Raw genomic sequence first — 18,654 nt, forward strand, 5'->3', positions numbered from 1 at the left:
CCATCACCTCCGGGAGGTTTGATCCGCCAGGCCCATCGCGTCCAGGAGCCAGGCGGTCAGTGATGCGGGGCTGGGTTTGACCCAGATCACGCCGGGTTTCATCTCGATGTGCAGGGCGTGCTGGAGGCGCTGCTGGAGCTGGAGGGCGCCCAGGGAGTCGAGGCCGAGGATGACCATGCTGGTGTGCGGACCGATGTGGCGGGTGGTGCCGCCAAGCAGTTCGCGTACGGTCCCGATGATGAAGGTCTCCAGGATCTCCCGGCGCTCCGGCGGGCTCTCGGCCGCGAGGAGCTGGGCGCGTACCGCGGTCTCGTCTTCTTCGGGTTCCTCGCCGGTGAGCAGCGGGGCGAGCAGGGTGGAGGTGCGCAGGGCCGGATAGGGCGCGATCCACTGGGCGGTGTCCAGTGGGGAGTACGCGATCTGGCGGTGTCCGGCGGTCAGGATACGTTCGAGTGCGTCGATGCCTTCGGCGGGGCTGATGGTGAGGAAGCCCCGGTCGGCGAGGTGCTGTCCGCGGCCGACTTCGCTCCAGGCGCCCCAGTGGATACCGGTGGCGGGCAGACCGTGGTCGAGGCGGTGGCCCACCAGGCCGTCGAGGAAGGCGTTGGCCGCAGCGTAGGCGGCCTGTCCCGGGGAGCCGATCAGGGAGGCGACGGAAGAGTACAGGATGAAATGATCGAGATCGCTCTGCGCTGTGGCCTGGTGAAGAGCCCAGGCGCCGTCGGCCTTGCCGCGCCAGACCCGTTCCAGGAGAGTGTCGTCGAGGCGGGTGATGGTGGCGTCCTCGACGACACCGGCCGCATGGAACACCCCGCGCAGGGTGCAGCCGTCCGCGCCGGCCACTGCGACCGCCCGTGCGGCCACCGCCGGGTCACCGATGTCACCGCAGGCGATGTGGATGTCGGTACCCGCATTGCGCAGGGTGTCCAGCCGGGCTTCGGTTTCGGCGACGGGGGCGGAACGTGCGCTGATGACGATCCGGCCCGCGCCGCTCCGCGCGAGCCATTCGACGGTGAGCAGGCCGAGACCGCCCAGACCACCGGTGACCAGGTAGGCCGCGCCGGGCCGCACCGGCGCTCCGGTCCTGTCGGCGGGGCTGTCGCCGTCCGCCCCGGTGCGTACCTGGGCGATGTGGCGTCCCACAGGCGACAGTGCGATCTCGGTGAGGGGCTGCTGGCAGTCGAGCAGCTCGCTCACGATGTCCGGGTACGGCGCCTGGTGCGGCGCGAACTCCAGGACGCCGGCCCGCAGCTCGGGATGCTCGTATGCGACGACCCGCAGCAGGCCGCGGACGGCGGCCGTGGTGAGCGGCGCACGGCCCGCACGGCTGAGAACCCACAGCCGGGGAGGGTGCTCCCCCTGCGACAACCGGCGTACCAGCGTGACCACGTGGGCAACCGATGTCCGGGCGGCGCTGGGGGTGTCAGCGGACTGCTGCTCGTCGCCCAGAGCGAGGACGACTCCCGTACGGGGGGCCGGAACATCCGTGCCGTTGAGGGCGGCGGCCAGAGGCAGGAGCCGGCTGCCGGCTGTCTGCTTGTTGAGTTCCAGGGCGAGATCCGCGGGCCAGGAGCTGTCGTCGGCGGCGAGGACGGTCCAGGTGCTCTCCGTGGCCCGGGGCCGGCCTTCAGGGGCGGGGGCGGGGACCCATTCCTGGTGGAGCAGGCGGGCAGTGAAGCGTTCGGTGGGCGGGGTGATGTTGGCGATGCGCAGTCCGCAGAGCTCGGCGACGACGGTGCCGTCGGCAGTGGCCAGCCAGCCAGAGGCCGTGCAGCCCAGATCATCGGCCTGGTGAAGCCGTACCAGGGCCCTGCGGGCGTGGGCGGTCGGCCCGTGGACCCGTACCTTCCCGAATCCGGCGACGACCACCGGGCCCGGGGTGAGCGTGTAGTGGGCAAGCCAGGCCGCCACCGCGGTCTGCACCACCTGGTCGGCGAGTGCTGGGTGCAGGGCCATGGCCCCCGCGGAGACCTGGGCGCTCTCATGGGTGTGCAGTACGGACAGGGACAGATCCTCGGTGGGGTGCACCTGGATGCGGTCCAGAGCGGTGAAGGCGGGGCCGTGGAAGACGTTGTGCTTGTCCCGGAAGGTCCGGTGCAGGGCCGCGATGTCGTAGTCCCGCCAGTCCTTGGGATCCAGGTCGGCAGGGGCGAGCGGCGTGGGGCGCTCATCCTCGGGCAGCGGGCCTGCGCTACCCCGGGCGTGCACGGTCACGCCGTCCTCGCCGACGGTCACGATCTCAATGCGCACGGTGTCGCCGTCGCGGACCAGCCGGGTGGTGACCTGCGGCTCGGGATCGAGGACGAGCGGAGTCAGCACGCTAACGTCCCAGGCGGCGACGTGTCCGGTACCGAACACGCAGGCTGCGGCGGCCAGCATCATCTCCACGACTCCGGTGCCGGGCAGCACAGGCACGTCCGCCACCGCGTGGTCGGCAAGCCAGGGCAGCAGCCGCGGGCCGACGGGCGTCTGCCACAAATGGCGCCCGGGGACATCGGGATCGTGGACGTGGCCGCCGAGCAGCGGATGCTGCGCCGCTCCCGGAAGGGCGGGAGCCACCAGGCGGTAGACGGGCTCGTCGCCGCCGTGACGGGTGCGGTGCCAGTCGGTGACCGGAACGTCTGCGAGGTCACCGCCCCCGTAGTGGCTGGCGAAGTCGATGCCGTCATATCCGGCCACGTGGAGCGTGCCGAGGTGGGTCAACAGCGCGTCCTGGTCGTCCGTCCCCTGGCGCAGGCTGCCGACGGCGACGGTATCGGGGGCGGCGTCAGCACGGGCGGTGTCCAGGATAGGGCGTACCGCGAGGGGGTGGGCGGTGCACTCGATGAACAGCCGGTGCCCGGCGGCGAGCGCGGCGGAGACAGCCGTGTGGAACCGGACCGTCTCGCGCTGATTGCGCACCCAGTACGCCCCGTCCAGCAGCCCGGGGTCCAGCGGGTCGGGCGACACAGTGGAGTAGAAAGGGATCTGGGGATGCGCCCGGGGGACGTCGGCCAGCTTCATGCGCAGCCGGGCCAGGATGGGGTCGACCTGCGGGGAGTGCGAGGCCACGTCCACTTCGATCAGCTTGGCCACCACGCCGTCGGCCTCCCACCGCTCGACCAGAGCGGCGATCTGTACGGCGTCCCCGGAGACGACCGTGATGCCGGGTGAGGTGAGCACGCCCAAGGTCACCCCGTCTGCCCCGGCCTCGTCGATCGCCGCCTGCGCCTGGGCGGCGCCGAGCATCACCGAGGCCATGGCCCCGCCGGAGATGGTGGCCAGCAGTGCCGAGCGGCGGCAGATCACCTTCACGCCGTCCTCCAGGCTCAGGCCGCCCGCCACGACCATCGCGGCGACCTCCCCCAGCGACTGCCCGATGACGGCCGCGGGCTCGATCCCCCAAGACCGCCAGACCGCCGCGAGCGCCACCTGGATGCTGAAGAGAACGGGCTGGATACGCTCCACCCCGACCAGCCGCTCCGGGTGTTCGATTACCTCGCGTAGCGAGAACCCGGCCTCAGCGCGGATCAGTGGTTCCAGTTCGTCCACTGCCGCGGCGAACACCGGTTCACTCGCCAACATGCCCTGGCACATGCCGGGCCGCTGCGAGCCCTGCCCGGTGAAAACGAACACTGGACCCGAGTGCCGGGGCGGCAGGACAGGGGTACCGGAGACCACCCCGTCGGCCGCCTCCTGCACGGCGAAGGTGCGGGCCCTGGCGGCGAGTTGACGGTGGTCGCGGGCGACGATGGCCAGGCGGTGGTCCGCGTGCGAACGCCGCTGGGCCAGTGTGTGGGCCACATCCAGCAGTCCGGTGCCGGCTCCGGGACCCTCCGCCCATGCGGCCAGGCGGGACACCGAACGGGTCAAGGTCTGCGGGGAACTGCCCGACAGAGCGAACAGCCGGGCCTGCCCCTCGGCCAGCCGGGGACGGTGAGGCCGGGCGCGCGCGGTGGGGGCGGACTCGAGAACCACATGGGCATTGGTGCCGGTCACCCCGTACGAGCAGACAGCCGCCAGCCGCGCCTGGCCGTCCACCGGCCACGCGGCGAGCTCGGTCGGCACAAAGAGCCGGGAGTCCTCGCCCCGCGAGATGGCGGGATTCCACTCCTTGAAAGTGGCGTTGGGAGGGATGGCACCGCGCCGCAGGGACTCCATCGCCTTGATGGCGCCCGCGATACCGGAAACCGGCTCGGAGTGCCCGATGTTCGTCTTGATCGAGCCGAGAGCGCACCGGCCCCGGCCGCGCCCGTAGACGGCGTTGATGGAGGTGTACTCGACCGGGTCACCCACAGCAGTGCCCGGGCCGTGGGCCTCTACCAGTCCGACCTCACCCGGGTCGATGCCCGCCTTGGTCACCGCCTCCCTGAACAGCTGCTGCTGCATGGACGTGGAGGGCGCCGTCAGGCGGCTGGCCTGGCCGTCGTTGTTCACCGCGCTGCCCCGGATGACGGAAAGGACCCGGTCCCCGTCCCGCCGCGCATCGGCCAGCCGCTTCAGCACCAGCACACCCGCACCCTCGCCCCGCACATAACCGTCGGCACGGGAGTCGAAGGCGTAGCACGCGCCGCTCCCGGACAGCAGCAGGGGAGCCTCGCAGTAATGCGTTTCCGGCGAGAGCATCAGCAGCACGGCACCGGCCAGGGCGGTGTCGCACTCTCCCAGAGTGAGCGCCCCGCACGCCGTGTCCAGCGCGACGAGCCCGGATGAGCAGTGCGTGCTGACGACCATCACCGGCCCGCGCAGATCCATCGAGAAGGCGACCCGTCCGGCCGCGCCGGCGGTGAAGTTCCCGAACAGATACGGGCTGTTGGGGGCATCCTCCACCGGCCGTGCTTCACGGAAGAGATTGTCCGGCGCGTACGTGCCCACATAGACACCAGTCCGTGAACCGCGGATCCGGTCCATCGGCACACCCGCATGCTCCACAGCCTGCCAGGCCACCTCCATCAGCACCCGGAACTGCGGATCCACCCACCTCTGCTCCATCGGAGCGACCGAGAACGCTTCAGGCTCCCACGCCCACACATCCCCTTCCAGGAAACAGCCGTGCCCCGCCCGCTCGGCCAGCTCCGGATCGTGCAAGGCCGCAAGCCGCCCCGCCCCCCACCGGTCAGCCGGCACCGGCCCCACCGTCTGTCGGCCCTCGGCCGCCAGATTCCACAGCTCCGCCGCGCTTTCCACACGGCCGGGAAACCGGCACCCGACTCCGACGATCGCGATGGGCTCGCGTTCTGAAGCAGACATGGGTGCGCCTCCGCACTACTCGGCGATCGCGGTGCTGTATGCGAACTGGAAGACCGGAATCTGTTGCCCGTCGACCAGGGCCACCTCACCCGTGGCCTCGAAGCGCTGATGCCGTCCGTACTAGGCCACCACCACCCGTGCATCATCAGCCGTACCGTCCAGCACTTGGTGCACACGCGGGATTTCGGGAGCTGACTCTGATCCTGCGGTGCCCGGGTCGCACCGTGCTATCGATGTCACTCCCTTTGTGCTGCGCAGAAAAGCCTGATCAGGGGGCGCACTGATCGGAAGAGAGCACTTCACCATGCTGCGGATGCCATAGAGAGGTCTCCGCACACGAGCGCCCCCTTGAGCACCGGTGCGCAGTCAAGCGCTCCGCCGTATAATCCGGCGCCGTCAACCCGCGAGGACGCATCGACCACGCCCAGGGCCAACGGTAACGCAGCACGGTTCTCACAAATGGCCAAATGAGAAGCCGCCCCGGCCGTCCGCCCAGTGTCCGAAATGTTCGCCCTCCACGTTCTCAATCGGCCTCTTGGAATGCTTTATTGAAACGTCGTCATGGCTGTAGCTTCTGAGGCGTGACTGACGAGGGGTTCGACGCCCCCGGTGCCATCGAGCGCCAGCCCTGCCCGTCCTGTGACGTGCCCGCCGGGGCGGCGTGCCGCACCGGGGCCGGGAAGACCGCGGCGAAGTACCACACCCGCCGCCTCCAGCTCGTGCCCCGCGTCGCCGAGGAACTCCACATCCTCACCCCGCCCGACCGCCACCCCGGTAGACGCTGGACGCTGGGCCCCGAGCCCGGTACACCAGCGGCGGCCGAGCCCGCGCCGCTCGCGGCGGGGATCACCGCGGTCCGCATCGGCTACGCCCGCTGCTCGACCGCCACCCAGGAAGTCCAGTCCCAGCTTGACGCCCTCACCCCGGTCTGCTTCGAGGTGTTCCACGAGAAGGTCTCCACCCGTGTCAAGGTCTGGCCCGCATACGAGAACGCCGTCGCGATGGCGGTCCGCTTCAAGAACCTGCACCCCGACGTCCAGGTCATCCCGACCGTCCACGAGTTCCGCCGCCTCGGCCGCGGCATCGACCTCCTCGTCACCGTCGAGGACCTGCGCAAGATCGGTATCGCCCTGGAATTCCTCACTGAACCTCTTTCATCCTGAAGAGTCGCAGGTCAGTAGCACGTGGATGGCTTGGACGGTGCGGCTGACGCGGCGGGTGGAGGAGCGTGCTCTGCGCATGATGCGCCAGGACTTGAGTCGGGCGAAGGCGCGTTCACCGGGGGCTCGGAGTCGAGCGTGGTCGCGGTTGAACTGCTGGTAGTGCTCGGGCTGTTCGCTGTGGTGGTAGTACGGGGTGCGGAAGGTGGCGCCGGCGCCCTGGTAGGCGCGGTCTGCCAGCACAAGGATCTGTCGGGTCAGGCAAGCCTGGACGATGCCGTGGGCGCGGGCCGAGGTCAGGTCATGTGTCCGGCCGGGTGTCGCGCGGGAGAACCACAGGGGTGTGCCGTCCGGGCGGGCGATGACCTGCACGTTCATGCCGTGCTTCTTGTGTTTCTGCGAGTAGTACGGCTGATCGGCACGGACGCGGTCGGTGGGGATCAGTGTGCCGTCAACGATGACGTGGTCGCCCTCACCGAGGCCGGTGAGGGCTTCGTGGAGGCCGGGGGCCCAGGAAGCCAGCACCTCCAGGGCCTCGTCCACGTAGCGCCAAGCGGTGGCCTGCGATATCGCGAACCCGGCGCCGAGCTGGGCGAACGTCTCGTTCTTGCGTAGGTGGACCAGCGTGAGCAGTGCTTGGTCGAAGCAGCCGAGCTTCCGCCAGCGGGTGTTGCGTGCGCGGCGGTGTTCGTGCAGGAGCCAGGCAACATGCTCGACGAGCTCATGCGGGACGTCGAGCGTGGCAGGATACGGAACCAACAGGGCCCCTTCGGTCGCCGGTGTGCTGAGTGGAATCACCACGCCAACGACGAGGGGCCCTGCCTCGTCACCACGCCCGCTGACCAGCCCATTTCACCCGCCAGCACAGGATGAAAGAGGTTCACTGGCCCCATTGAGAAACTTCGCACCCGGACAGCCAGTTGACGCGCCCGCCGTCGGATTCACTCGTGCCTGGCCAGCCGCATGGGCCACGAACTGCGGCTCAGAACCCGTCTTTGAACCTCAAGGGCCAGCGAAGAACTCAGCGGCGTCCAAGCCGCGTCCTCGTGCCCTCTTCTCCGATCAGTGTCCTCGCGTGCTGCGGCGAGGACGCCCCCGCGCTCTGTCCGCCCATGAATTCCGGTGAACTGGCCGCCCCGAACGAGATGTTCGATTCGGCAGCGGGGGACGACGTTATCTGGGGTTCGTGAGCTGAATGGGTGGTTCACAGCTTTGATCATCACCCTGTCTCGGGAGGTCGGTGCATGCCATCGGTTGTATCTCGGGGCTTTGCCTACGGGTGGGTCTGAGGTGGAGGAGGGTGTGGAGGTCGACGACCCGGTAGCCGTGGGCGGTGATCGCGTCGAGGATCCGCGGGAGAGCCTGGGCGTCGATCACCTCGGTGCGGCCCTCAAATGCCCCGACGTGCTTCTGCGGGATCGCCCCTGGGTGAAGGGCCTCCAGTGCCCTGCGCACGGCGCGTTCCACGGTCATGTCGCCCTCGGTGCCCTTCCGCCCGTTGGTGTCGGTGGTGAATTCGATGTCCGTGAATCCCAGCCTGTTGACCTCCCTGATCTGTGCGGGGCTGGTCTCGCTGTAGGGGAACCGGAAGAACGGGGTCAGAGCCCCTGCTGCCCCGGCCGCGCGCAGAGCCCGGTCCGCTGCCCGGATTTCGCGGCGTTGTCCGGCCGTGGTCAGGTCCTTGAAGTAGGGGTGGCTGTAAGAATGGTTGCCCAGGCCGTGTCCCGCGGCCGCGATATTTCTCACCGCTTGGGGATATCGGTGGGCGAAGTCGCCGGTCAGGAAGAACGCGGCAGGCTCGTGTCGGCGGGCGAGCTCGCCGAGGACGCGGTTCAGGCCGGCGTCGTTCCAGGCCGCGTTGAACGTCACCGCGACCACGCACTCGCGCGCGCGGATCGCACGGTTCTCCGATCCGAACAGCGCCCGCAGGCCCTCCTTGTCCGCAGCATCCGCGTGGCGCGGTGCAGCAGTCCCGGCGATCGCGGCCGGGGGCCTGGGTGCCACCACCCACAGGGCGGCGGAACAGCCCGATGGCCACCCGGAATAGGCGGCGGGCCACGAGAGAGTGTGCGGCGAAGACAGAACGCGTTTTCATGCCACCGCCATCGGCCGCCGGGAGCCTGCCCTTGGGGGGGGGGTGGCAGCGGTGCCGGGGAGGACGGGGGGAGCGCGGGGGGCGTTCAGCCGGCGAGGGGCGCGTTGGGCAGGAGTGCTGCCAGCATGTACTCCCACGACACTGGGCGATTACTAATTGTAGTATTGCTGTTACGTTGCGAGGTCGAGATGCTGGGTGGGCAGACGGTCGGCCGTGCTGGCCGGCCATTCCGGCTCCTTTGGAAAGGAACGCTCGTGTTCCGTGCTGCACGCTCGAGTATGCGCCGCGTCGCCGTTTCGTCCCGCCTCGTGCCCGGTATCGCACTCGCCACCGCCGCCCTGCTCGCGGCAGCTGCGCCGGCCTCGGCCGACGCGTCGATCATCCGGGGTCAGGGCCGCGACGCCTGCACCCGCAACTACGTCTGCCTCTACGACAACTGGGACTACAACGCCTCCGGCAGCGCCCGCATCCTGCGGACCACCGAGGACATCTCGCGCCTGGACGACTACAACTTCAACGACGTGACCAGCTCGGTCGTCAACAACAGCCGCTACCTCGTCCGGATCTACCCCGACTACGACTTCAAGGGAGTGCCCGTGACACTCCTTCCCGGCGAGTCGATCAGCTTCAACAACGGCAACGGCTTCAACGACGTGGCCTCCTCCGTGGAGTTCCTCCCCTACACCACCGGATAACCGAAAGGGCTTCACAGATGCTCCTCCCCGGTGGCGCGATTGGGTCCGCCGCTGGGGAAGCCGGGACTGCAAATCGTTCGGTGTAACTCCCGATCATGGAAGATGCATCGATGACCAGTGAGAACGCGGCCGGGCGCGAGGCTGTCAAGTCGGCAGCGGTGGTGTCAGCGAAGGCCGTGGATGACCAGTCGATCGACGAGCTGGTGAGCCGGGCCCAGGCCGAGGGCCTGCAGCTGACCGGCGAGGGCGGGCTGCTGCAGCAGCTGGCCAAGCGGCTGCTGGAGTCCGCTCTCGAGGGCGAGATCACCGACCACCTCGGCTATGACAACCACGATCCGGCGGGCAAGGACGGCGGCAACTCCCGCAATGGCAAACGCTCCAAGACCGTGCTGACCGAGGTGGGACCGGTGGAGATATCGGTGCCCCGCGACCGGGACGGCTCCTTCGAACCGAAGATCGTAAAGAAGCGGCAGAAGCGCCTGACCGGTGTCGACGAGATGGTCATCTCGCTGGCCGCCAAGGGCCAGACCACCGGTGAGGTCCAGGCCCATCTCGCGGAGGTCTAGGGGCGGAGGTCTCCCGGCAGACCATCTCCACGATCACGGACAAGGACCTGGACGGCATGGCCGAGTGGCAGAACCGGCCGCTCGACGTCGTTTATCCGGTGGTCTTCATCGACGCCATCCACGTCAAGATCCGCGACGGCGCGGTCGCCAGCCGGCCGATCTATGTGGCCATGGCCGTGACTACCGAGGGGCGACGCGAGATCCTCGGGCTGGGGGCCGGCGACGGCGGCGAGGGCGCCAGGCACTGGCTGCACATCCTCACTGAGATCAAGAACCGCGGTGTCAGCGACGTGCTGATGCTGGTCTGTGACGGGCTCAAGGGCCTGGCCGAGGCAGTGGAGACGGTCTGGCCCCGCACGATCGTGCAGACCTGTGTGGTCCATCTGCTGCGGAACTCCTTCCGCTATGCGGCCCGCCAGGACTGGGACAAGATCGCCCGCCTCCTCAAGCCCGTCTACACGGCGCCGACCGAGGAGGCCGCCCTGGAGCGGTTCGCCGAGTTCGTCGACGCCTGGGGCAGGAAGTATCCGGCGATCGTGAAACTGTGGGAGAACGCCGGGGAGGAATTCACCCCGTTCCGGCGGTTCGACACCGAGATCCGCCGCATCGTCTGCACGACGAACGCGATCGAGTCGGTGAACGCGCGGATCCGCCGGGCGGTCAAGGCTCGCGGACACTTCCCCAACGAGCAAGCCGCGTTGAAGTGCGTCTACATGGCGATCATGTCGCTCGATCCCACGGGCAAGGGACAGGCCCGCTGGACCATGCGCTGGAAGACCGCGTTGAACGCCTTCGACATCACCTTCGACGGCCGGCTCTCAGCCGCCCGGCAGTAACCCAACCACCCCAGTTACACCGCTCGTTTGACAGACCCACCACTGCCGCCTCCACGTCGGCCGGCGACTACGTGGATGTGCTTTCGTAAGATTCGCGCGGCTCGCTGGCCTCGGGGCCGGACAGCGGGGTGACGAGCTGTCGCTCAGCGACTTCCAGGCCATGTTGGCGAGCTGACCGCGTCGGCACCCCGCAGCAGATGTTGGTGGGTGCCGACGCGTTCGCATCCGCTGGGCGGCTGGGGTAAGTGGTCAACGCTGGAATTTCTTCGGGGGGTTGATCCGAGAAGGGGGTTTGTGGTGGGACCGGTCCGGGTCGTCTTGGTTGCATGGCGAGGCTGCTGCCAGGGCCGGGGCCGCCGTGTCAGCGCCGCCGCTCCTGCTGGCCGGGCCTGGTCGCTGATCGCCCAGTGAGGGGTGTCGTTGACGAGTGAGTCAACCACGCCCTGGTGGTCCAGACGGCGAGGCGGGCCTGTGTCAGCTCAGCGTGTACTCCAAGACGTAGGAGTGGCTGCCGTCCTCGGACTGGATGATCTCGAAGGCACCCGTGATCCCCGCGAGGTCGCCGGAGCCCGTTCCCTGGACCACGCGGATCGCGATCTGCTCCCCGTGGCTACCGGGCGCGCTGTGCTGGAGGACGAAGGAGCCCTTGCGGCCGTTGAGTTCGCCGGTGAATCGCTCCACGGCGACATAGGCCGCGGGACTGCCCTCGGTGTCGGCCACCGACAGCATGTTCACGGTGCTGGTGCCGGCCAGGCCACCGTGGAAGGTCTTGGTGATCCGCACGCGGCCAAGCGCGGCGCCCGGGCCTTCGTCGAGCACCTCCGGTTCGAATGATGTGAGGTCGAACGTTCCGCTGGCCTTCGTGCTCATTCTGCGCCCCTGGAGTCTTGATCGTCTGTATCGCGCAGCAGCCTTGCACACAGCACTGACAATCCCTGCACGGGGACCGTCGAAGGCCCGGCTCAGTACTTCCGGCAGCGGGCCGACAGGGCGTCGAGGTCGGTCTGCATGGTGAGGTGGAGCTGGTCGAGGGCAGAATCGGGCTTGCGGGAGATCTCGCCGAAAGCAACTCGGGGCGGCGCCGGGGGCGTTGCCATGACGTCGCAGGATACAGGGACGGGTGTGGCCCGGTGTCGGCCCGTTCCCCGTTGCCCTTGAAGGATCGGTCGCTCTCCTCCCGCGCCCCTCGCCTCTGCCGTGCCCGTCGTGCTGACCGCCTCCGAGCGTCACCGGCTGAAGAAGATGGCGTACGGCCACACGACTGCGCATCAGGCCCGGCAGTGGGCAACCATCGTGCTGCTGGCGGCCCGAGGGGGTCCCCATGCCCGGATAGCTGTGCAGAGGCGGCTGCACGTGGACACGCTGCGCACGTGGCGGGGCCGCTTCGCCGCTGGAGGACTGTGTGCCCTGGCCGACCGTAAGCGGTCCGGCCGGCCAGTGTCGTTCACCGCGTAGCAGGTTGCCGAGGTCAAGGCGCTGGCGTTCAGTTGCCCGCTGGGACCGGCGCGCCGCTGTCGCGCTGGTCGTGTCCGGAGCTGGCCCGGGAGGTGGTCGACCGGTCCATCGCCGGGTCGATCTCCCCTTCCACCGTGCGGCGCTGGCTCAAGCAGGACGCGCTCAAGCCCTGGCAGTGCCGATCCTGGATTTTCGTGCGCGACTCTGCCTTCCGCCCCAAGGCCGCGCGCGTGCTGGACCTGTACGCCCGCACCTTCGACGGCGTCCCGCTGGGCGAAGACGAGTACGTGATCTCCGCGGACGAGAAGACTTCCCTCCAGGCGCGCTGCCGCTGCCACCCGAACCTGGCACCTGGGCAGGCCCGAGCGGCGGCTGGTCGACCTGTCCCACATCCACCTGTCGAAGGTGAAGGTCGGCAAGGAGTGGGTGGAGCTGGACGGCTTGCTGCTGCCCAGCCCGTTCACGCCGAAGGGCGAGCGCCCGACGGGGCCGCCCTGGTACGCGACGCCCGCCGTCGCCTACGCCCAGGAGCTCGGCTACGAGGTGCGCCCGATCGAGGCGTGTGTCCGGTACGGCAAACGCCGCTATCTGGACGGCTGGTACAACCGGCTCCGCGACGCCTGCCTCGCCACGATGGCCGACCTCGGCGTCGACGCCGGCCTTGCCCCGGCCGGCTTCCTCGCCTCGATGGACGGCTACAAGTACCGCGGCCCGCACCTGGCGATCGTCGTCTCGGCGATCAAGGCCACGGTCAAGGGCGGCCTGGGCAACGACAACTCGAAAACGTCAGTAGGACGACGGCGCTGGGTCGTCGAGCGCAGCATGTCGTGGCTGTCCGGCTACCGGCGGCTCAGCCCCCGCTACGAACGCGATCCCCGCAACTACCTGGCCTTTCCCGGACTCACCGCCGCCCTGTGCTGCTACAAGCGACTGATCCGCCTCACCACATAGGACACGGTCTGAGTCGAGGATGCCGAGGTCGGCGTCGGGCGGGCAGTGGGTGCAGGCGGTGGTGCCGTCGGCGAGCAGGCGACGTGCTTCGTCCAGGCCGATGGGGTGACGTCGTTTGCCGGCCATGTGGCAGGCGCCGCGGTGGACTCGTGTGGGCAGCCGTCCGACGCCGATGCCGAGTTCGGCGATCCAGTACGGGGGCCGTGGCTTCATCCGGCGGGCGTGCTCTTTCTCGGCCTGCGGCTGCTGGAATCAGGATGGTCAAGGTTGTCTGGTGTCAGTCGGCGGAAGGCACTACGGCAGCGGACGCCGTGTTCGTGGTGGCCTTCGGCGGGACGTACGCTCCCCGGCGGGGCGCCGGTCCGCCGTCAGACGTCGCGCCAGCGCGCGCTGGCCCAGGAGAAGGCCCCGAAGGACATGAGGCCGACCGCTATCAGCGCCAGCAGCCATGGCCCCGCAGGGGTGCCGGCGAACGTGCGCAGGGTGTCGTCCATCCCCTTGGCCTCGCCGGGCCTGTGGCGGACGGCCGCGGCGATGGCGAAGCAGCCCGCGGTGGCGAAGACGACACCCCGGGCCGTACCGCCGAACATGCCGAAGAAGGACACGATTTTGCGCATCCTCTGCGACATGGCGAACATCCTCAGGTGCTTCTCGAACCTGCGCAGGAGGGCCCGGATGGCGATCCATATGCCGACGGCGGTCACCGCGGCCCCCGCCACGCCGACGATCCACTGTCCGCCCGGCCAGGCGAGCGCCTTCGCCGTGACGTCCTGGGAGTTCTTGTCGGAACTGCCACTGCCGCTGCCCTTGTCCCCGGCCGCGTAGGAGAGCACGGAGTACGCGACGAATCCGTAGAAGCAGAAACGGCCCGCGGCCATCGCCCTTCTGCCCGGCTTCCCGCCGTCGGGGCCCGCCTGCCCGAAGACAGCCTCGGACAGCCGCCACAGAGCCATCCCGGCCAGGGCAATGCCGAGCAACCACAACAGTACGGTCCCGAAAGGCTTCTGAGCGATTTCGGCGACCGCGCCGCCCCGGTCGGCCTGTCTGCCCCCGCCGGTGAATGCGATCCGCAGTGAGAGAACGCCGATCAGCGCGTAGATGACCCCGCGGCCGACGAAGCCCGCACGGGCCGCCGCCGCGACCGCTCTGCCGTCCGCTGCACGGTGGACCTGACCCAGTTGGCGTGTGGTTGCAGATGCCGATTTATTAGCCATGTCCTACCGGATGCCCCCGAAGGGCGATGCCATCCTGGCCGCCGGCCAGCGTCTCGCCGGGACACGCTGCCGGCAGGGAGCGGCGCTCGACCTCCCCAGGTGCCGCGCCGCTCCGCCCGCCAACGCACGACGACTACCCGTGGAATGCCGCCCTACTCTGTCCGATGCCGGCCGCCGGGCCACCGCACGTGCCGACATCGTCCCCTGCCGGAGCAGGCCCTGCGTGCTGCGACCGCGGCACCGCAGAGGGCTCCTGAATCCGTGCCGGACCACCAGGGTCCTGCGGACGGCCGTACGAGTGGCGCGGACGAATCCCGGGAGCGCCAGGGCCAGTGGGCCGCCCGGTATCGGGCATCAGCGCGGCGAGGGAGCCGATGCGAACAACGAGAAGAAGGAGGCGGCGCTCGCTTAAGACCGTGTCCTATGTGGTGAGGCGGACGAGTCGCTTGTAGCAGCAGAGGGCTGCGGCAAGTCCGAGAAATGCCAGGTAGTTGCGGGGATTGCGTTCGTAGCGGGGGCTGAGTCTGCGGTAGCCCGACAGCCACGACATCGTGCGCTCGATCACCCACCTGCGGCGGCCCAATCGCTCGCTGGACTCGGTGCCTCTTCGCGTGATCCGGACTCCGATGCGCTTGCCACGTAACCATTTCCGCAGATCAGCACGATCGTAGGCCTTGTCCGCGTGTAGGCGCTGGAGCTTGAGGTACCGGCCGCGATCGGGGTCGTGTCTCGTTTGGTGACCCTCGACCATGGGCTTCAGCCCTTCGCTGTCGTGTGTGTTGCCGGCCGAGACGCCGACGAGGAGGGGCAGTCCGTTCGCGTCCGACAGGACGTGCATCTTGTAACCCGGCTTGCCGCGGTCCACGGGGCTCGGACCTGTGTGTTCGCCCCTTTTTTAGCGCGGACGTGGGCGGTGTCGAGTGCGACGCGGGTGACATCGATGAGGCCGGCGTCGTCAAGCTGGTGCAGTACGGCCTCGTGGAGGCGGCCCCAGACACCGGCCCGCGACCAGATCAGGAATCGGCGGTGGGCCGTCGACTTCGATATGCCGAAACAGGGCGGCAGTCGGCGCCAGGCGCAGCCGCTGACCAGGACGTAGATGATCGCTGCGAACAGCGTCTCATCAGGCGTGTCCTGCGTTCCACCGCCCTGCGGCCGCACTCTCGAGGGCGGGATCAACGGCTTCGCGATCTCCCACAGCCCGTCCGGAACAATCCAACTCCACGTACCCCGCCCCATGCCCAGAACAACGACGCCTCACCACATAGGACACGGTGTAAGACGTCGCCCGGCCTCGGCAGGCGGCGATGCGCGAGCAGTTGCTTGCGCTCGCGCCGACCGATCCCGAGCGCGACGACCAGGAGCCGGAGTCCGGCCGGCTGGAGACGGTCGAGCTGACGGCGCTGCGGGCCCTGCGGGAATCCCGCACCGACGTGGAAGTCCGACCTCACAGCCGACGGCTGCGTCGCCTCGGGGACGCCTTCACGCAGCGGCTGGCCAGGACCGCGCCGTGATGGACCCCTGCGCCCACCGCGACGAGGCGGACAGGCCGCACCCGGTGCGCGAGGACGATCAGCGGATGCACCGTCCCGTAGGAGCCGGCCCGCACCGCGGCACTGGCGTGGAAGGGAGATTCCGGCCTCGAGACAGCCTCGAGATGTCCCTCCAGCTCACCGACACCGCCCGCTCCGTTCCGGCCGCCTTGAGGTCGCGCCCGCGGCCGTTCCGCTCCGGCCGAAAGGCGGCCGTCTTCTGGAGGCGGAGACCGGCGTTGACATCGTGGAGCGGACCTGTCGGGCGATGTCAGCTCTCCTCGGCCGAGGCGATTGCACCGGCTTCGTCAGGCCGGTGTGTCCGGATGTTGCATCGTGTGTTCAAGTGCCCTGGGCTGCTGGGGGGTTACCGTCGGCCCTCGTAGGTGGAGGGACGACGTCATGGTGGGTGCCTGCCGTGCGAGGGACGGTGTTGTCCAGCATTCTGCGGGTGAGCGCGGCGCGGTTCGAGACGCCGAGCTTGCGGTAGACCTGTCTGAGGTGGGTCTCCACGGTCCGCACGCTGAGGAAGAGTGTGGTGGCGATCCCGGCGTTGGTCATGCCGGTGCTGGCGAGATCGGCGATCTCTCGTTCGCGGGCGGTCAACGACGGCAGTGCGCCGGTCGTGCCGGTGAGCTCGGCCAGCCGGGACCGCTGACGGCTCACGTCACCGAGCAGGCGTGCGGAGCGGCACTGGTCTGCGAGGACCGCGGCTCCCTCCAGCCAGTCGGCCACACCGTGTGTGCGTCCCGCGTTCAGGGACAGTTCCGCAGCCGCGAGCAGGGTCGCGCAGGCCTCGATGCGCTCACCGCTCAGGGAGAAGTCGGAGAAGGCTTCCACCGCCTTGTGCAGGGCGGCTTCGATCTGGCCGTGTGCGGCGTGGGCGCGCATACGGGCGCGCAGGGCGAAGCCCTTCCGGCCGGGGGAGGGGAGCTGTTCGACGGATCGCTCGGCGAGCTCTGCCCAGTGTGCGACCGCCTCGCGGTCGCACGCGGCGAGTGACGCCTGAGCCAGGGTGTCGCACCAGCGGGGCTTGCGCCAGGCGGTGAGATGGGGCAACTCGGCGCCGCCGGCGGCATCCAGCAGAAGCCACCGGGCCCGCGCGGGATCGCCGGTGCGCAGCACGAGCTCGGCGTGGAAGCAGCGCACGGTGACCGCCCACGCGGTCGGCGTGTCGCCGCAGACGGCCAGGGCGCGGGTGGCCGATGCCTGCGCCTGCTCCAGGTCACCTGGCCTGTCCCGCCAGAAAAGGACCTCGGCCCGCACCATGGCGCCGACAGCCTCCTCCGACGCAATGACGACTCCCTCGCGCCGCAGAGTGATCCTTTCGAGCGTGGCCAGCGCACCGTCCAGGTTTCCCAGGCGCAGCCGGGCGTTGGCGAGCACGGTGAGGATCTGGGGCTCGATGTAGGTCTGGCCGGTTCGCCGGGACAGAGCCGACGCCCGGGTCAGGTGCCGATCGGCGTCCAGCAGCCGTCCCAGCATGCCTTCGCTCAGGGCCAGTTGAACCGCGGCCTCCAGGTTGGTCAGCACAGCGGTGTCGGAGGAAGAGTCGATGAGTTCGGCCGCGGCCGCCGCCCGCGCCTGTGCCGTGAGCAGGTCGCCGGTGAACAGGTAGCCGAGTGCGGCCTGGGCCAGGGCCCGGGCCTCGCCGACGTGATCGAGGTGCCGGTGGGCGATCGCCGCGGCGGTGTCGGCATGCTCGCGGGAGGCCTCGTACTCCTGAAGGTCGTAGGCGTGGTCGGCGAGTTCGGTGTGCAGGGCCGCAGCGATCACCACGTCCTTGTCGGACAGCACCGCCAGACCGGTCCGTGCCAGGGCGCCTGCCTCGCTGTACCGGCCGAGGCGGCGTTCGAGCCGGCTGGAGTCGGCGAGCGCGGTCGCCTCGTCGGGCAGACCGGCCATGGCCGATCTCAGGGCGTCGAGCAGCTCCCGACCTTCGGAGGCGTCCCCGGTCAGCAACTGGGCACGTGCCAGGAGGACCTGGGCCTCGTGCCGGTGATCCTGGCCCTCACCAAGCAGCGGCAGGGCGGCTCTCAGATAGCCCGCCGCGACGCTGGGCGAGCTGTACAGAAGGCTGCGTGCGGCTGCGATCAGAACCGTCACGTGCTGCGGACAGTTCGGATCGGCGGCGGCGGCGACATGCCGGGCACGCCGTGCGACGGGTACGGCCTGCTGGGCGAGTGCGGCGTCGGCCCGGCGGTGCAGGTCGGTGCGCCGGCTGGGGTCCATCCGTTCGTAGACGACCTGGCTCACCGCTCGGTGGCGTACCGCGAGCTGAGGTGCGGGCTCGGCGGGTCGAACCAGGTCCAGACGGGTGAGGGTGTCGAGTACGCGCGCGCTGGCGGCCGTCTCCTGCCCGGTCACGGTGGCCAGCAGCTCCGGATGGAACGGCTCGCCGAGGACCGCCGCGGCCTGGAGCACGGCCAGGGATTCGGGATCCAGGCCGGCCAACTCCCCGAGGACAGCCGTGACGGCCTCGGCGTTCGGCCGGCCGTGAGTCCCCAGCACCTTCAGATACTGCGGATTGCCCATGGCCTGTCGGCAGATCTCGTCGGCGTCCGGATGCTCTCCGAGCAGTTGTGCGGCCTCCTCGCGGGACAACGGGCCGAGATCCCACACCTCCAGCAGGCCGGCGGACGTCGCACGCGAGAGCATTTCCGCGGCCGCCACAACCAGCTGGCGCTGCCGACAGGAAACGAGGCACAGCACCTGACCAGCGGTGGTCAGCTCAAGCAGCTGTTCCACGTGGGGCAGTTGATCCACTGGGAGGAGATGCAGGTCTTCGACCACGGCCAGCAGCGGACCGCCCCGCGCCGCGCGCGTGACGACATCGCGCAGGTCCCGCGGCCCCGCGGCATCGCTGTGAGAGGAGGCTGCGACGATCTGCCCGCGGGTTGCGCACACCGGAATCCCAGCGG

At 69.5% G+C, this 18,654-nt stretch carries 12 protein-coding genes and 5 pseudogenes; 7 read left to right on the top strand and 10 right to left on the bottom strand.

Annotation, left to right across the window (positions count from 1 at the left end):
* Positions 1–3: 3 nt before the first annotated feature.
* Positions 4–5,229 (bottom strand): SDR family NAD(P)-dependent oxidoreductase, encoded by a 5,226-nt coding sequence (locus ACFVIU_RS37120; RefSeq protein WP_385848075.1) that lies wholly within the window; start codon positions 5,227–5,229, stop codon positions 4–6.
* 15 nt (positions 5,230–5,244) lie between these two features.
* A pseudogene (locus ACFVIU_RS37125) lies at positions 5,245–5,337 on the bottom strand (DUF5988 family protein); the annotation flags it as partial.
* A gap of 473 nt (positions 5,338–5,810) precedes the next feature.
* Between ACFVIU_RS37125 and ACFVIU_RS37130 the strand changes: the two are divergent.
* Positions 5,811–6,392: a recombinase family protein gene (locus ACFVIU_RS37130; RefSeq protein WP_385848076.1), complete on the top strand. Its 582-nt coding sequence runs from the start codon at positions 5,811–5,813 to the stop codon at positions 6,390–6,392.
* Here the strand turns inward: ACFVIU_RS37130 and ACFVIU_RS37135 are convergent.
* Positions 6,384–7,190: an IS5 family transposase gene (locus ACFVIU_RS37135; RefSeq protein ID WP_385848077.1), complete on the bottom strand. Its 807-nt coding sequence runs from the start codon at positions 7,188–7,190 to the stop codon at positions 6,384–6,386. The genes ACFVIU_RS37130 and ACFVIU_RS37135 overlap by 9 nt on opposite strands.
* A gap of 372 nt (positions 7,191–7,562) precedes the next feature.
* Positions 7,563–8,396: a polysaccharide deacetylase family protein gene (locus ACFVIU_RS37140; protein WP_385848078.1), complete on the bottom strand. Its 834-nt coding sequence runs from the start codon at positions 8,394–8,396 to the stop codon at positions 7,563–7,565.
* A gap of 396 nt (positions 8,397–8,792) precedes the next feature.
* Here ACFVIU_RS37140 and ACFVIU_RS37145 point away from each other — a divergent pair, with 396 nt between their 5' ends.
* Positions 8,793–9,179, top strand: coding sequence for a peptidase inhibitor family I36 protein (locus tag ACFVIU_RS37145; RefSeq protein WP_385848079.1), 387 nt, complete (start codon positions 8,793–8,795; stop codon positions 9,177–9,179).
* A gap of 110 nt (positions 9,180–9,289) precedes the next feature.
* Positions 9,290–10,581, top strand: a pseudogene (locus ACFVIU_RS37150) (IS256 family transposase).
* 474 nt (positions 10,582–11,055) lie between these two features.
* Here the strand turns inward: ACFVIU_RS37150 and ACFVIU_RS37155 are convergent.
* Both ACFVIU_RS37155 and ACFVIU_RS37160 read right to left on the bottom strand, forming a co-directional pair.
* Positions 11,056–11,451, bottom strand: coding sequence for a DUF3224 domain-containing protein (locus tag ACFVIU_RS37155; protein WP_385848080.1), 396 nt, complete (start codon positions 11,449–11,451; stop codon positions 11,056–11,058).
* A 92-nt stretch (positions 11,452–11,543) separates the two neighbouring features.
* Positions 11,544–11,678, bottom strand: coding sequence for a hypothetical protein (locus ACFVIU_RS37160; protein ID WP_385848081.1), 135 nt, complete (start codon positions 11,676–11,678; stop codon positions 11,544–11,546).
* 145 nt (positions 11,679–11,823) lie between these two features.
* On the opposite strand from ACFVIU_RS37160, the gene ACFVIU_RS37165 reads away from it, so the two are divergent.
* The 3 genes and pseudogenes from ACFVIU_RS37165 to ACFVIU_RS37175 form a co-directional block, all read left to right on the top strand.
* A complete protein-coding gene (locus ACFVIU_RS37165; protein WP_385848110.1) occupies positions 11,824–12,036 on the top strand; it encodes a helix-turn-helix domain-containing protein in 213 nt (70 codons plus the stop codon).
* A gap of 360 nt (positions 12,037–12,396) precedes the next feature.
* Positions 12,397–12,804, top strand: a pseudogene (locus tag ACFVIU_RS37170) (transcriptional regulator); the annotation flags it as partial.
* Between the two features lie 9 nt (positions 12,805–12,813).
* A pseudogene (locus tag ACFVIU_RS37175) lies at positions 12,814–12,987 on the top strand (IS5/IS1182 family transposase); the annotation flags it as partial.
* 33 nt (positions 12,988–13,020) lie between these two features.
* Here ACFVIU_RS37175 and ACFVIU_RS37180 read toward each other — a convergent pair.
* The 3 genes and pseudogenes from ACFVIU_RS37180 to ACFVIU_RS37190 form a co-directional block, all read right to left on the bottom strand.
* A pseudogene (locus ACFVIU_RS37180) lies at positions 13,021–13,200 on the bottom strand (DUF6233 domain-containing protein); the annotation flags it as partial.
* 155 nt (positions 13,201–13,355) lie between these two features.
* Complete coding sequence (locus tag ACFVIU_RS37185; protein ID WP_385848082.1) at positions 13,356–14,201, bottom strand: DUF1206 domain-containing protein; 846 nt, start codon at positions 14,199–14,201, stop codon at positions 13,356–13,358.
* A 421-nt stretch (positions 14,202–14,622) separates the two neighbouring features.
* Positions 14,623–15,440, bottom strand: a protein-coding gene (locus ACFVIU_RS37190; RefSeq protein WP_385848083.1) for an IS5 family transposase whose coding sequence is annotated in 2 segments (ribosomal slippage) — positions 14,623–15,092 and positions 15,092–15,440 — 819 coding nt in all. Because the reading frame shifts where the segments join, the coding sequence is not laid out codon by codon here.
* Between the two features lie 68 nt (positions 15,441–15,508).
* Here ACFVIU_RS37190 and ACFVIU_RS37195 point away from each other — a divergent pair.
* Positions 15,509–15,715 carry a hypothetical protein gene (locus tag ACFVIU_RS37195; protein ID WP_385848085.1) on the top strand — a complete coding sequence of 69 codons (207 nt, stop codon included), beginning with the start codon at positions 15,509–15,511 and terminating at the stop codon, positions 15,713–15,715.
* Positions 15,716–16,075: 360 nt separating this feature from the next.
* On the opposite strand, the gene ACFVIU_RS37200 is transcribed toward ACFVIU_RS37195, so the two are convergent.
* Positions 16,076–18,481, bottom strand: coding sequence for a LuxR C-terminal-related transcriptional regulator (locus ACFVIU_RS37200; protein ID WP_385848112.1), 2,406 nt, complete (start codon positions 18,479–18,481; stop codon positions 16,076–16,078).
* Between the last annotated feature and the right edge of the window lie 173 nt (positions 18,482–18,654).

The sequence above is a fragment of the Streptomyces sp. NPDC127190 genome (genome assembly GCF_042672505.1).
Classification (GTDB): domain Bacteria; phylum Actinomycetota; class Actinomycetes; order Streptomycetales; family Streptomycetaceae; genus Streptomyces.

What these genes read in the sequence shown, in the direction of transcription:
- ACFVIU_RS37155 (WP_385848080.1), bottom strand. Translation starts at nt 11,451, where the DNA reads ATGAGCACGAAGGCCAGCGGAACGTTCGACCTCACATCATTCGAACCG.
- ACFVIU_RS37185 (WP_385848082.1), bottom strand. Translation starts at nt 14,201, where the DNA reads ATGGCTAATAAATCGGCATCTGCAACCACACGCCAACTGGGTCAGGTC.
- ACFVIU_RS37165 (WP_385848110.1), top strand. Translation starts at nt 11,824, where the DNA reads ATGGCGTACGGCCACACGACTGCGCATCAGGCCCGGCAGTGGGCAACC.
- ACFVIU_RS37120 (WP_385848075.1), bottom strand. Translation starts at nt 5,229, where the DNA reads ATGTCTGCTTCAGAACGCGAGCCCATCGCGATCGTCGGAGTCGGGTGC.
- ACFVIU_RS37195 (WP_385848085.1), top strand. Translation starts at nt 15,509, where the DNA reads ATGCGCGAGCAGTTGCTTGCGCTCGCGCCGACCGATCCCGAGCGCGAC.
- ACFVIU_RS37160 (WP_385848081.1), bottom strand. Translation starts at nt 11,678, where the DNA reads ATGGCAACGCCCCCGGCGCCGCCCCGAGTTGCTTTCGGCGAGATCTCC.